Source organism: Haloarcula sp. R1-2 (assembly GCF_011627385.1).
Classification (GTDB): domain Archaea; phylum Halobacteriota; class Halobacteria; order Halobacteriales; family Haloarculaceae; genus Haloarcula; species Haloarcula marismortui.
On the sequence record NZ_JAANTG010000001.1, the window covers coordinates 1294185 to 1307342 of the forward strand.

At 61.0% G+C, this 13158-nt stretch carries 16 protein-coding genes and 1 tRNA gene; 14 read left to right on the forward strand and 3 right to left on the reverse strand.

Annotation, left to right across the window (positions count from 1 at the left end):
• Positions 1-38 precede the first annotated feature (38 nt).
• The 8 genes from G9C82_RS06550 to G9C82_RS06585 all read left to right on the forward strand — a co-directional run bounded on the left by G9C82_RS06550 (position 39) and on the right by G9C82_RS06585 (position 7115).
• Positions 39-1079, forward strand: a complete 1041-nt coding sequence (locus tag G9C82_RS06550) for an ABC transporter permease (RefSeq protein ID WP_004964110.1) — start codon at positions 39-41, stop codon at positions 1077-1079.
• A complete protein-coding gene (locus G9C82_RS06555) occupies positions 1079-2536 on the forward strand; it encodes an ABC transporter permease (RefSeq protein ID WP_004964112.1) in 1458 nt (485 codons plus the stop codon). The genes G9C82_RS06550 and G9C82_RS06555 overlap by 1 nt, the downstream gene beginning before the upstream one ends.
• A complete protein-coding gene (locus G9C82_RS06560) occupies positions 2533-3753 on the forward strand; it encodes an ABC transporter ATP-binding protein (RefSeq protein ID WP_127013667.1) in 1221 nt (406 codons plus the stop codon). The genes G9C82_RS06555 and G9C82_RS06560 overlap by 4 nt, the downstream gene beginning before the upstream one ends.
• The gene (locus G9C82_RS06565) at positions 3746-5083 is read left to right on the forward strand and encodes an ABC transporter ATP-binding protein (protein ID WP_127013668.1); all 1338 of its coding nucleotides are present in this window, start codon (positions 3746-3748) and stop codon (positions 5081-5083) included. Before G9C82_RS06560 ends, G9C82_RS06565 begins: the two co-directional genes overlap by 8 nt.
• Positions 5076-5483 carry a hypothetical protein gene (locus G9C82_RS06570; RefSeq protein WP_004964121.1) on the forward strand — a complete coding sequence of 136 codons (408 nt, stop codon included), beginning with the start codon at positions 5076-5078 and terminating at the stop codon, positions 5481-5483. The genes G9C82_RS06565 and G9C82_RS06570 overlap by 8 nt, the downstream gene beginning before the upstream one ends.
• A gap of 37 nt (positions 5484-5520) precedes the next feature.
• On the forward strand, positions 5521-6045 hold the full coding sequence (locus G9C82_RS06575; RefSeq protein ID WP_011224720.1) for a hypothetical protein: 525 nt from the start codon (positions 5521-5523) through the stop codon (positions 6043-6045).
• 148 nt (positions 6046-6193) lie between these two features.
• Positions 6194-6278 (forward strand) — tRNA-Leu (locus G9C82_RS06580).
• A 324-nt stretch (positions 6279-6602) separates the two neighbouring features.
• Complete coding sequence (locus tag G9C82_RS06585) at positions 6603-7115, forward strand: DUF5813 family protein (protein ID WP_127013669.1); 513 nt, start codon at positions 6603-6605, stop codon at positions 7113-7115.
• Between the two features lie 39 nt (positions 7116-7154).
• On the opposite strand, the gene G9C82_RS06590 is transcribed toward G9C82_RS06585, so the two are convergent.
• Positions 7155-7385: an Lrp/AsnC family transcriptional regulator gene (locus G9C82_RS06590; protein WP_004593869.1), complete on the reverse strand. Its 231-nt coding sequence runs from the start codon at positions 7383-7385 to the stop codon at positions 7155-7157.
• 2 nt (positions 7386-7387) lie between these two features.
• The gene (locus G9C82_RS06595) at positions 7388-8074 is read right to left on the reverse strand and encodes a TrkA family potassium uptake protein (protein WP_004964130.1); all 687 of its coding nucleotides are present in this window, start codon (positions 8072-8074) and stop codon (positions 7388-7390) included.
• A 140-nt stretch (positions 8075-8214) separates the two neighbouring features.
• Between G9C82_RS06595 and G9C82_RS06600 the strand changes: the two genes are divergently transcribed.
• Together G9C82_RS06600 and G9C82_RS06605 are read left to right on the forward strand one after the other, a co-directional pair.
• Positions 8215-8445: an Lrp/AsnC ligand binding domain-containing protein gene (locus tag G9C82_RS06600; protein ID WP_004964133.1), complete on the forward strand. Its 231-nt coding sequence runs from the start codon at positions 8215-8217 to the stop codon at positions 8443-8445.
• Positions 8446-8497: 52 nt separating this feature from the next.
• Positions 8498-8818 (forward strand): hypothetical protein, encoded by a 321-nt coding sequence (locus tag G9C82_RS06605; protein WP_004964136.1) that lies wholly within the window; start codon positions 8498-8500, stop codon positions 8816-8818.
• On the opposite strand, the gene tmk is transcribed toward G9C82_RS06605, so the two are convergent.
• Positions 8815-9402 carry a dTMP kinase gene (gene tmk, locus G9C82_RS06610; RefSeq protein ID WP_011224718.1) on the reverse strand — a complete coding sequence of 196 codons (588 nt, stop codon included), beginning with the start codon at positions 9400-9402 and terminating at the stop codon, positions 8815-8817. The genes G9C82_RS06605 and tmk overlap by 4 nt on opposite strands.
• Before the next feature lie 140 nt (positions 9403-9542).
• Between tmk and G9C82_RS06615 the strand changes: the two genes are divergently transcribed.
• From G9C82_RS06615 to cofC, 4 genes are all read left to right on the forward strand, one after another.
• Positions 9543-10442, forward strand: coding sequence for a complex I NDUFA9 subunit family protein (locus tag G9C82_RS06615; protein ID WP_011224717.1), 900 nt, complete (start codon positions 9543-9545; stop codon positions 10440-10442).
• A 137-nt stretch (positions 10443-10579) separates the two neighbouring features.
• Complete coding sequence (locus tag G9C82_RS06620; RefSeq protein ID WP_004593875.1) at positions 10580-11761, forward strand: tubulin/FtsZ family protein; 1182 nt, start codon at positions 10580-10582, stop codon at positions 11759-11761.
• A complete protein-coding gene (locus G9C82_RS06625; RefSeq protein WP_004964147.1) occupies positions 11739-12515 on the forward strand; it encodes a hypothetical protein in 777 nt (258 codons plus the stop codon). The genes G9C82_RS06620 and G9C82_RS06625 overlap by 23 nt, the downstream gene beginning before the upstream one ends.
• Positions 12515-13141, forward strand: coding sequence for a 2-phospho-L-lactate guanylyltransferase (cofC, locus tag G9C82_RS06630; protein ID WP_011224716.1), 627 nt, complete (start codon positions 12515-12517; stop codon positions 13139-13141). Before G9C82_RS06625 ends, cofC begins: the two co-directional genes overlap by 1 nt.
• The last annotated feature ends 17 nt before the right edge of the window (positions 13142-13158 follow it).

Genomic DNA, 13158 nt, shown 5'->3' on the forward strand with positions numbered 1-13158 from the left:
AACTCACAAGTACCCGTACAACGGAGACAAGCTAAGCCATGAGCCGCGCTACGTATATGCTCAAGCGCTTGGTACTGTCAATCCCTGTTATTATATTCGGGACGACAGTAACGTTCGCAATTATCCGGCTGGGGCCGCTCAGTCCTGCAGCGGCGATCCTCGGTCCGCAAGGTGATGCACGTGCGATTCGACAGATCGAACAACGATTGGGACTGAACGAACCGCTCTGGGAACAGTACTTCGAGTTTATGGGTGACCTGTTCCTGTTCGATCTGGGCCAGTCGTGGGTGGTCAACTCCGGGACGCCGGCCATCGACCTCATCATTAGCTACGCACCGCGGACGATCTGGCTCGGATTCTGGGCGGTCCTGATCGCCCTTGGAATCGGCATTCCGCTTGGCTTCTACGCCGGCCTGAATCCGAATACGTTCTCGGATTACTTCGCCTCCTTCGGTGGGATTGTCTGGCGAGCGATGCCGAACTTCTGGCTCGCGGTCATTCTGGTGACGGTGCTTTCACAGACGGAACAGCTGTTCGGGTTCAGCTGGACCAGCTTCATCGTGGAGACGAACGTCGTGACCTCGCCGAACCTCGCCGTGCTCAAGAATCCCACGAGATTGATAACTGACCCGGGACAGGCATGGACCAACCTCGCGAAAGCGACAAAGCAGATACTGCCGCCCGCACTGGTGCTCGGGTCCGCGTCGATGGGGACAGAGATGCGTATCGGCCGAACTGCCGTGCTCGAAACGATCAACTCGAAGTACGTCGAAACGGCCAAGGCCAAAGGCGTCTCACCGCGAGTACTGGTGTGGAAGCACATCTTCCGAAACGCCCTGATTCCGCTCGTGCCGGTGATCACTGCGGAAGCGTTCATCCTGATTGGCGGGTCAGTGCTCGTCGAAACTGTCTTCTCGATTAACGGTATCGGTCTCCTGTTCTTCCGGGCGGCAGAGCAGGGTGACCTCCCGCTTGTTGGAACACTGATGTATCTGTTTATCCTCCTTATCGTCGGGCTGAATATCGTACAGGACTTCGCGTACACAATTATCGACCCACGCGTGGGGTACGACGCATGATGGAGACAGAACTCACCGAAGACATCGATCAGCCGTTACGGGACCGACTCAAGGCCCACCCCGGGCCGGCACTGCTGTGGGGGGCCGGGCTCTGTCTCCTGTTGTTGCTTGAGGGACCGACGTACCTCGATGGGCTGCTCGGCGCGATTGGCTTCGGACTCGGGCTACTTCCGGGCGCGCCCGGTGCCGAGGCGTTCGCCAGTGCGTCGGCGTTCTTCAGCGAACTGCCGCACCTGCTGAGCCGCGAACTGATACCCAACCGAGGATACTACGACGGGAGCGCCTGGCAAGGCACGTTCCTTGGCCTTGAGCCGAAGTACGCATGGCTCATTCGCTTCCTGCTGGTGTACGTATACGTTGCAGTCTTGCTGGGCTGGCTGTGGTACGGGTATGTGACGTTCCGCCGGCACTACCGCGCCGCTGACTGGACGCCGACTGACGACGTCATCGACCGACTCCGAAGCCACTACTGGGGCCTGTTCGGACTTGCGGTCGTCGTCTTCTTCATCACGATGGCCGCGTTCGCGCCCGTTGTCGGCCCAACGACGGCCGAAGAGAATATCGAGGGACCGTACTCCCACGATATGCAGTACTACGACGCGGACACGGAGACGGTCGAAACGATCACTATCGGTGAGGCGAACCTCGGTTCCGCCTCCCGCGGGAGCGGTGACAGCAACGTCGGAATCTGGAGTTACGACGACTTCGGGCGGTTCCATCCCGTCGGAACGCTCGTCAGCGGCAAGGACCTGTTCACCTTCCTCGCCTTTGGTGCACGGGTGTCGCTGTTCATCGGCCTCGGATCGATGGCGATTGCAGGCTTTATTGCGACGACGCTGGCATTAGTTACCGCCTACTACAAGGGGGTGACTGACCTCATCGTGGTACTGACCAGTGACTCCGTGCAGGCAATGCCAGCATTGTTGCTGGTGATTCTTGCGACAGTGGTGTTCAAGAATCACTGGATAGCAGAGCTGTACAACGGGGCGATGCTGTTCATCCTCCTGTTCGCGTTAATACGCTGGCCGGGGCTATGGCGAGCGGTGCGTGGCCCTGCGTTACAGGTCGGGGAACAGGAGTGGGTCGACGCGGCAAAGAGTTACGGCCAGCGACCCACTGTGATCATGCGGAAACATATGGCACCGTATATCCTCGGCTATCTCTTGGTTTATGCCTCGCTAACACTGGGCGGGGTCATTATTTCGGTCTCTGCCCTCTCGTTCCTCGGGCTCGGGATTACCGCCCCGACTCCTGAGTGGGGGCGGGCGATCAACATTGGACAGTCGTACATCGCCAGTCAGTCCTGGCACATCTCGCTCATTCCGGGTATCCTGATTACGCTGGTCGTTACCGGGTTCAACGCACTGAGTGATGGGATTCGTGACGCTATCGACCCACAGAGCGAGGGTGCTGAAGGCGGTGCAACTGGCGCGGCCGCCGGGGGTGGTGGCGGATGAGCCACACCGAAGACGGCGAGCCACTGCTGGCCGTAGACAACCTCCGAACAGTGTTCCACAGCGACCGAGAGGAGATCCGCGCTGTCGACGGGGTGTCCTTCGAAATCGCTCGCGGCGAGACACTCGGTATTGTCGGCGAATCCGGCTCCGGCAAGAGTGTCACCGCGCGCTCGATAATGGGACTGGTCGAAAGTCCGGGCGAAATCCGCGAGGAGTCGTCCATACGATTAGACGGGAGAGAGCTGACGGCACTTTCAGAGAAGGAGTACCGGTCAGTTCGTGGCGGGGACATCGCGATGGTGTTTCAGGACCCGCTGAGCTCACTCAACCCGGTGTACACTGTCGGGAACCAGATCATCGAGGCGCTAGAGCTCCACCGCGATATGGAAGGTGCCGAAGCCAAGTCGGAAGCCATCGAACTGCTGCGTGCAGTCGGCATCCCCGACGCGGCGCGGCGTGTCGATGAGTTCCCACACGAGTTCTCCGGCGGGATGCGCCAGCGAGCCGTCATCGCGATGGCACTGGCCTGTGACCCAGACCTGCTCATCTGTGACGAGCCGACGACGGCGCTCGATGTCACTATTCAGGCCCAGATTCTTGACCTGTTGCAGGAGATTCAGACGGAGCGTGACATCGGCATCATGTTCATTACGCACGACATGGGCGTCATCGCGGAAGTTGCTGACCGCGTCGCCGTGATGTACGCCGGCGAAGTCGTTGAGCAAGCACCCGTCAAGGAACTGTTCGCAAACCCACACCATCCATACACGCAGGGACTCCTGCAGAGTATTCCCGGCCGGAACCCCAGTACGGATCGGCTACCCACTATCGAAGGGGACGTACCGACGCCGCACGAATCGGCGTCGTTCTGCCGATTCGTCAGCCGGTGCCCGAAGGGCTTCGACGAGTGTGAGCGGGTCCATCCCGCCCACGTCGAGGTCGGCGACTCAGCAGACCACACCGCCGCCTGTCTCCTGTACCCCGAAGATATGCCTACCGACGACACTGTGACACAGCACGAAGCGAACGCAGACCAGACAGGTGCCGAGGCAGACGAAGCGCTGTCGGCGGACGACTGGCCGGCTGCGAAGCGAAACGCCGGAGAGGATACCAGTCCGGTCGGGTCCGACGACAGCGATGCCCGGGCTGATGGTGGCCACGGCCACAGTGCCGGGGGCACCGGCGGACACAGTGAGGGAGGTGACCCAAATGAGTGAATCAGTCGTCGATACCGTGTCGCACCAAGCCGACGAGACGTTGCTCGATGTACAGGACCTGAAGACGTACTACGAAGGCGGTGGACTGCTCGGGGGAGACCCGGTGAAAGCCGTCGACGGCGTGAACTTCGAAATCTCACGCGGCGAGACGTTCGGGCTAGTCGGTGAATCCGGCTGTGGCAAGACAACTCTGGGTCGGACGCTCATCCAGTTGGAGACGGCTACGTCTGGGACGGTCTCCTTCGATGGAACCGATATAACCGAGCTCAGCGGCGGCGACCTCAAGCAGTGGCGCCGCAACGCCCAGATGGTGTTTCAGGACCCCGAGTCGAGCCTCAACGACCGGATGACTGTCGGCGAGATTATCCGCGAACCGCTGGACGTTCACGAACAGGGCACGGCCCGCGAGCGTCGGGAGAAAGTGCGGACACTGCTCGACCAGGTCGGGCTCATGCCGGAGCACTACTACCGATATCCCCACCAGTTCTCCGGCGGGCAGCGACAGCGCATCGGCATCGCTCGGGCACTCGCACTCGAACCGGAGTTCGTCGTCCTCGACGAACCCGTTTCGGCACTCGACGTGTCCGTTCAGGCCCAGATACTCAATCTGCTGGAGGAGCTCCAAGAGGAGTTCGGTCTCACGTACCTCTTCATCGCGCACGACCTGAGCGTGGTCCGGCACATCTGTGACCGCGTCGGGGTGATGTATCTCGGGAACCTCATGGAAGTCGGGCCGACGGAACAGTTGTTCCAGAGCCCAGAAAACCCCTACACGCGCGCATTGCTGTCGGCGATTCCAGAACCGGATCCGACGGTTCAGGTGGATCGGATCACTCTGCCGGGCTCACCACCGAGTCCACGGGATCCGCCGCAGGGGTGTCCCTTCGCAACGCGGTGTCCCGTTCGGATTCGGCCAGAGGACATAGACGCTAGCGACGCAGTGTGGGACCGGATTCGAGAGTTCCGTGATGTCATTCGCGAGCGGTCGCGCGCGGAACAGTCGATCGGTGAGCGGCTCAAGGAACGACTCGGGTTCGACACCGCGCTGGCCGACAGCGAGGAAATCGTCGAAGAGGAGTTCAGCGACGTGACCCTTCCGCCGGACGTACAGGAGCACGTCGAGCAGGCGGCGTCGTATCTCAGTGATGGCGACCCCGACGCCGCTCGTGCCTACCTCAGAGAAGTGTTCGGCAGTCAGTGTGACACCGAAACGCCGCAGTACTACGATGTCGACGATGGACGGATGAGCTTCTGTCACCGACACGCACAGGAGCACGTCTCTCCTGGCGACGAACTCCGCCAACGTGGCTACGACACGCACGATGGATAACCTGGCGGGAAAGATACTCGATCTGCTGTGGTACGCCCTCGGCGTAACGCTCACAGCGACGCTTATCGGTGGCGTGCTCTCGCCGCTCCGTGGCGGTGGCTGGGTGACAGTGAAATTCGCACTGTTTTTTATCGGCTTCGCGCTGTTTGGCTACGCCTCGGTCACACTGTGGCGTGCGCCATCTCTCGATTCCGACGAGTCCGGTGAATCAGACGTGTCGTTTGGCGTGTCAGCGCGGGAGCGGACGCCGTTCGAGTCGGTGCTGGCTCGTGCCGTGCCACCCCTCGATACGCTCGCCCCACCCGAAGACCGATTCTCGCCGCCAGTGAAACTCTTTGTTGCGAGCCTGTTCGTCCTCGGGCTCTCTCTGAGCATGGAAGTCGTCTTCGGCGTCCGGTGACACCACCATTTACCTCCCACGGGCGTAACGACTGGATATGGTTAAGACAGGTGGCGAGGGGACGGACGACCTCGAACGGCTTGCCGCCGGTTCGGACGAGCGCAAGGCATCGTGGAAACAGACGCTAGAAGAGACACAGGCACTGGCAGACCAGCGGCGGTCTAACGGCCGTGAGGCCGTCGTCGTCCCGGCCGGGGATGCGGGCCTGCAGACAGTCGACGACGGTGACGGGCTCGAACTCGTGTTCGTCATTCCGGGCAACAAGGCCGAAGACGTGACGCGGCTGGTCGAATCGAACCCCCTCGAAGCGTATGACGTGTATCGGCGGACGGTCGGAGAACAGGTATTTCTGGCCGTCGAGTACTTCGACCCAGACGCCGCCTCGTTGTTCATCGCTGGCGCGTACAAGCTACAGGATGCCGGGAACACGGTTACCGCTGCGAACGACGGCGCGACGTTCCAGACGATGCTCAGAAAACTGGACGGGACCCCGGTCGCAACGTTCAACCACGCGGACCGGACGAAGTTCCTCCCAACAGACAGGCTCCCTGTCGACGAGTAGGTATCGGCATCGGAGAGAGTGACAGCCACGTCGATGTGTCACGGTCCGTATCCAGTGCCGCCGACGTGACGGCGGTGGGACACGATAAGGCATCTCGCAGCCCGAGACCGAAAGGACCATTCACTAGCCCCCGCAGAGTTCAATCTGCGCGAGGGTAGCCGAGCTTGGCCAAAGGCGGTGGGCTTAAGACCCGCTCCCGTAGGGGTCCGTGGGTTCGAATCCCATCCCTCGCATTCTGTTGCGAACAATCCGTGAGCAACGAATGTCATCGTGGGATTCGAACTACGGAAACGCGAGCAACGCGAGCGTTTGCATTCGAGTTCGAATCCCATCCCTCGCATTCTGCGACGAGTGGACATGAGGAGCGATATTTGCCACAGTAGTCCACAAGAGACAACCCTGGCCGCTCGTCTGTGACACACTCGACAGTCCGACTTGGCCCAGATGTGGCACAGCCTGTGTGGGTTAGGGCTTCGGGTGCGGCAGTGACAGACGATCTGAACGGAGAGTGTCCGGACACGACGCGTTTTTGCACCTCTGTGGCCTATACCGGCGTAATGACTGATGTGCCAGATGACGTTGCCGAAGCGTTCGACCGACACGATGCACTCGTCTCGGCTGGAGATAGCTACGCGGTCGAGACGACGAACTTCGACGGCCGCGTGACCGCGTCTGAGGGCGAAGAGTGGCGGACAAACTACGAGGTGACGGTCAGAGCGCCGTCGCTACAGGCCGCGACAAGCGATGAGGTTGGTGACGCCGTCGTCGATGGCTGGCTTGAGACGCTGGAGCGACGGCTTGAGGACGCGCCGAAAGCGACCCGAACCGCTGTCGAGCTGGACGATTACACCGTCGTTGAGGCCGGCGAGCAGGTCGTGGTCACGTTCGAGTACACAATGGGTGGCGAACGGCAGGCCGCGGACGTCGCCAAAACCTTCGTCGAGTACGTCGAGGGGACGTACGTCGAGGGCGTCATTCCCGGTTACGACTATGTCGGCGTCGTGGCTGACCTGCTCAATTCGGCGAGTACCGGCGGGAGCGAGGGGTCTCGCGGCGGGACACCGCTGTAGCTGTACGTGTCGAGCATGGAAACAGGGTAACAGCCAGCCTCAGTCCATCGCGATATAGGTCTGTGTCGTTTCGACACCCTGGATTTCCTGGATGTGTGTCGCTGCGACATCCTTGACTTCGGCGGGCGTCTCCACGTTCACTTTTGCGATAAAGTCGACGTCACCAGCGACGATGTGGGCCTCGACAACGCCGTCGACGGCTTCGATGTCATCCTTCAGACGGTCCGCGTCACCAGTGTGGGCTTTGACCATCACGTAGGCAATGACCATGTTCAGGCACCTCCAAGCGCAGTCGCACGTTCTGATTCACCGACAACGATACTACGAACGTCAGAGAGCGTCCCGAAGTCGGCCAGTATCACGACCCGGTCGCCGGCCTCCAGCGTTTCGTCCGGGTCGGGAATGGCGAGCGGGTCCTCGCCTTTCCCGTGCGCCATTAGCCGGGAATCCGATGGCAGCTCCAGCTCCGACAGCGAGTACCCTTCCATCGGCGATTGTCTCTGAATGGTAAACTCCACGAGCTGGAGGTTCTGTGCGATGTCGGCGACCGCGCGGATGTTGCCGCCAAGCAGGGCGTTCTTTGCGGCGATAGCACCCAGCCGTTCGGGGTAGATGACCTCGTCAACGTCGGAGGCGTAGCGTCGGTAGATCTCCTCGCGGTAGTCCTCGTCGATACGCATAACGGTTCGACAGCCGTGTTCCTTGGCGATCATACAGGCAACGAAGTTGTCGTTCAGGTCGCCGGTGAGCGCGCCGAGCGCGTCGGCAGCTTCGAGGTCGGCGTTGCCGAGCGTCTCCTCGATAGCGCCGTCGCCCGCAATTACCTCGAAACCAGCCGTTCGCGCACGTTCGACGGCGTTCTCATCGCGCTCGATGAGGACAACTTCGTGGCCACTCTCTTGCAGGACGCGAGCCGTCCGCAATCCGACACGACCTGCACCCACGATAACGAATCGCATACACCCTCCTATGGGGCGGGGGTGAATAAAAGTACCCACCCGGTGGAACCACCGGACGCCTTGACCACGATATCAAACAACAAGGCTATTGTTGTCGACTGACGGAAGCTTTTTCGTGCTATGACACGACACACCACAATATGGTTAGCGCGTTTATTATGATCAAGACCGCTGCTGGCAAATCCGAAGAACTCCTTGCGGCAGTTCGTGACGCCGAGGGCATCACCGAGGCACATATCGTCGCCGGGCAGTACGATATCATCGGCGAAGCGACGGGTACGGAAGTGTATGATATCATGCAGTCGGTCTCGGGTCATGTCCGAGACCTCGACGGCGTCGCCGACACGCGCACGTACATCTGTTTGGAGTGAGCGCCCCGCGTTGTTCCGACACGGCAAAGGGACTTGCCACCCTACGGGGAACATGGTCAGTGTCGCCGGTATTATCGGCCTGCTCGTCATCGTGCTGGTCAACAGTGCTGTGACGGCGCTCATGACGCGCTTTTTCCGCGTCCGCTTGAACACGCGGTGGGGGAGCCTCGTTTACTCGCTGCTCCTCTGTCCGGTAGTCATGGTCGTCATTCTCATCGTATTGAGCGGAGTGTTCAAACTCGGTGCAAATCTCGGGAGCCAGACGGCTGTCCTCCTCGTGACTGTCGTTATTCCACTCGCTACCGGGATTACGTTCGATTACTTCTGGATGCCAGCCCCCGACGAGGTCGAACTGCCGGCGTCGATGGATTAATCGAGAATCGCTGCCCGGACCCGTTCGTACACCGTGTCTGGGTCGGCGGTTGCGTCGACGCGAACGAACCGCTCCGGGTCGGCTTCGATAAGTCGCTCGTAGTTGTCACGAACCGTTGTGAGATACTCGGCGGTCTCAAACTTGTTCGTCGCGCCGCTTCGCCGTGCAGCGGTTTCGGGATCGAGGTCGAGATACACGGTCCGGTCCGGCGGGCGGGTCCAGGGGGCATGGACTTCTCGGACGTACGATAGCGGGTCGTCGAACGTCCCACTACCTGCGAGTGTCGCACCCTGATAGGCGTACCGCGAGTCACTGTAGCGGTCGGAGACGACGAGCCGACCCTCGTTGAGTGCCGGTCGGACCGTCTCCGAGAGGTGTGCGGCGTGGTCTGCCGTATAGAGGAACAGTTCGGCCAGCGAGTCCGCGTCGTCGTTGTCGATGGAGCGCTGGACGGCGTCTCCGTACCAGGTATCCGTCGGTTCGCGCGTGAACACAGTTTCGCTGGGGACAGCGTCGTCGCTCCGGAGCCGTTCCCACACGGTCGTCTTGCCGCTCCCGTCCAGTCCTTCGAGCGTGACGAGCATACCTCACAATCTGTGTGGGGGGACGTAAGCGCCCCGACCTGGTCGGTGCATCCGTAGACTGACACAAGTGACCGGACTGCGGGCCGGTCGGGCAAAGAAATACGCCCACCTTTACGGTTCTACCGACCGTATCGGAATCCATGGATGTACTTGTCGTTGGCGGGACCGGATTTATTGGACAGCACCTGTGCCGTGCGCTTGACGAACAGGGACACGCTGTCACTGCGCTGTCCCGGTCTCCGGAGGACGCGACACTCCCAGACGGTGTCGAAACCGTCGCCGGGGATGTCACAGACTACGGTAGCATCGAGAGCGCGTTCGAGGGTCAGGACGCGGTGTATTATCTGGTCGCACTGTCGCCCCTGTTCAAGCCGGATGGCGGCGATAAGATGCACGAACGCATCCATCTCGGCGGGACCGAGAACAGCGTACAGGCCGCAGAAGAGCACGGCGTCAACCGATTCGTCCAGCTGAGCGCACTGGGTGCAGACCCTAATGGCGACACGCATTACATCCGGTCGAAAGGACAGGCCGAGCAAGTCGTTACGGGGTCCTCGCTGGACTGGACCATCTTCCGACCATCAGTCGTCTTCGGCAAGGGCGGGGAGTTCGTCTCCTTCACGAAGCGCCTCAAAGGGATGTTCGCGCCGGGCGTCCCGCTGTATCCGCTTCCCGGCGGCGGTAGTCAGACAAAGTTCCAGCCCATCTGGGTCGGTGACCTCGTGCCGATGCTCGTCGACAGCATCGAATCCGAGGAACACGTCGGCGAGGCCTACGAGATCGGTGGGCCGGAAGTACTGACACTCAGAGACGTGACCAATCAGGTGTACGATGCAGAGGGGTCGTCGGTAAGCATCGTTCCCCTTCCGATGCCGCTCGCGAAGGTCGGCCTCTCTGTCTTGGGAAGCGTTGGCTTCCCGATGGGCGCTGACCAGTACCGTTCGCTCAAATTCGATAACAGTCCGGCAACAAACGATATCGACGCGTTCGGCGTCAGTAGTGGCTCTTTAACGACACTCAGCGGATACCTCCGCGGATAATCACTGGCAGTAGCCTCCACCTATAGGGGTTTGTGTCAGAAGAGATTTGTTTTCAAGCGTAGCTTTCAGGACTGAGAGCCGGGCAAAACACTTATACTCGCCATCGCTCTTTGACCCTTTAAGCGGAGAACCATATAATGAAACTGGCGATGATCGGCTTCGGGCAGGCCGGTGGCAAAATTGTGGACAAATTTCTCGAGTACGACAAGGAAACCGGCTCGGGAATCGTCCGCTCGGCTGTTGCGGTTAATACAGCAAAAGCAGACCTGCTTGGGCTAGAACACATTCCGGAAGAGAATCGAGTGCTCATTGGCCAGGCCCGCGTCAAGGGCCACGGCGTGGGCGCGGACAACGAACTCGGCGCGGAAATCGCCGAAGAGGATATCGACGAGGTGCAGGGTGCGATTGACAACATCCCTGTCCACGAAGTCGACGCCTTCCTCATCGTCGCCGGTCTCGGCGGCGGGACCGGATCGGGCGGGTCGCCGGTCGTCGCAAAACACCTCAAGCGCATCTACACCGAACCGGTGTACGGCCTGGGCGTCCTGCCGGGCAGTGACGAGGGTGGCATCTATACCCTCAACGCCGCCCGCTCGTTCCAGACGTTCGTGCGCGAGGTGGACAACCTGATGGTGTTCGACAACGACGCCTGGCGACAGACTGGCGAGTCCGTCGAAGGCGGCTACGACCACATCAACGAGGAGATCGTCCGGCGCTTCGGCGTGCTGTTCGGGGCTGGTGAGATCGAGGCTGGCGATAACGTCGCCGAAAGCGTCGTCGACTCCTCCGAGATCATCAACACGCTCGACGGCGGCGGCGTGTCCACCGTCGGCTACGCCTCCGAGGACGTCGAGGTATCCTCTGGCGGCGGCGGCCTGCTCTCGCGGTTCAAGGGCGACGACTCGTCAGACGATAGCATGGATACGGCTAACACGACAAACCGTATCACGTCGCTCGTTCGGAAAGCCGCGCTCGGCCGGCTGACACTCCCCTGTGAGATCGAAGGTGCAGAGCGTGCCCTGCTCGTGATGGCAGGGCCGCCAGAGCACCTGAACCGGAAGGGGATAGAACGCGGCCGGAAGTGGCTCGAGGAGCAGACCGGTTCGATGGAGGTCCGCGGTGGCGACTATCCGACTAACGCCCCGAAAGTGGCCGCATCCATCCTGCTGGCCGGCGTTCACAACGTTCCACGAATCAAGGAACTCCAGCAGGTCGCCATCGAAGCACAGGACAACATCGACGATATCCGTAACCAAAGCGAAGATAACTTAGAGGACTTGGTCGAAGACGACGAAGATGAACTTGATCCGCTATTCTAATAAGACCGCCGTACTCCTCTGTGTCGTCGCACTGCTCGCGACCGCCGGCACAGCGAGTGCATTCTCTGTCTCTGCTGACGGGGTGCCAACCGAGAGTGCCGTCGGCGAAGAGGTGTCGGTGACGTACACGATAGACGACCCGTTCACCGACGCACCGAACGAGTGGACGCTCGCCGGTTCGACCGAACTTCAGAACGTTAGCTGGACGGTCACTGTGTTGCGTGCGGGGAATCAGGTGAATCAAGAAACCTACGGCGACCAGTCCTTCGAACAGGATCTGGAGATCGATAATAACGGTGACCAAGTTCGCGTCGAACTTGTCGGCACGACGCCGGCCATCTCGAACTACACGTATGAGCCGGCGCAGAACTATCAGGTCGCCGCGCTCAGTCGAGTCAGCGGCAACAACGAAGAGGAGTTCCGCAGCGACACCGCCCACCACTACACCGAAGAGAGTCAGGCGGCCAGGCAGGCAATCGACGACGCACAGGCTGCAATCGACGCGGCCGGTGGGAACGAAGGCGCTGAGGAACTGGTCAGCAGCGCTATCTCCTCATACGAGAACGGGAACTTCCAGAACGCTCAGGACCTCGCCGGGCAGGCCGAGAGCCAAGCACAGCAGGCCCAGCAGAGCGCTCAGACCCAGCAAACGCTGCTGCTGGTCGGTGGCGGACTCATCGTCCTCCTGTTGCTGGTCGGTGGCGGCTACTACGCGTACGCCCAGATGAGTGAGGACGAATACTCCAAGCTGTAATGCGTCTCGCCGTCCCCGTCTCGGGGTCTACCCCTAAAACGCGACTCGCATCCGTTCTTTCTCCCGACGAGCGCCGTGATTTTACCGAAGCGATGCTTGCAGACGTCGTCGACGCAGTGACATCAGCGGGCCACGAACCCGAAGTCATCTCGACAGCGCCCCTCGACTGTGCCGTTCCGGTCACCGTCGACGACCGCGGGCTTGATCCGCTCGTCAACGACCTGCTCGCGTCGACGGTGACTGACGACGAAGGGGCACTTGCCGTCGTGATGGCCGACCTCCCGCTTGTGACCCGGGAAAGCATCGAACGACTGCTTGCTCCCGAAGCCGATGTGGTGCTGGCTCCGGGTCTAGGCGGTGGGACGAACGCCTTCGTCTGTCGGCATCCGGAGTTCAGGGTCGACTACCACGGCGCGTCTATCCGCGACCATCGGGAGACCGCCCGAGACGTGGGAGCCAGCGTTACCGAAGTTGACTCACGGCGGCTTGCGACCGACATCGACGAACCGGACGACCTCGCTGAGGTGCTGCTACACAGCGACGGCGCGGCCGCCGACTGGCTCAAACAGTCAGGATTCGAGCTGACAGCCACCGGTGGACGGGTCGACGTGGAGCGATTTCGGTAGTTTGACCGAGGTCTCAG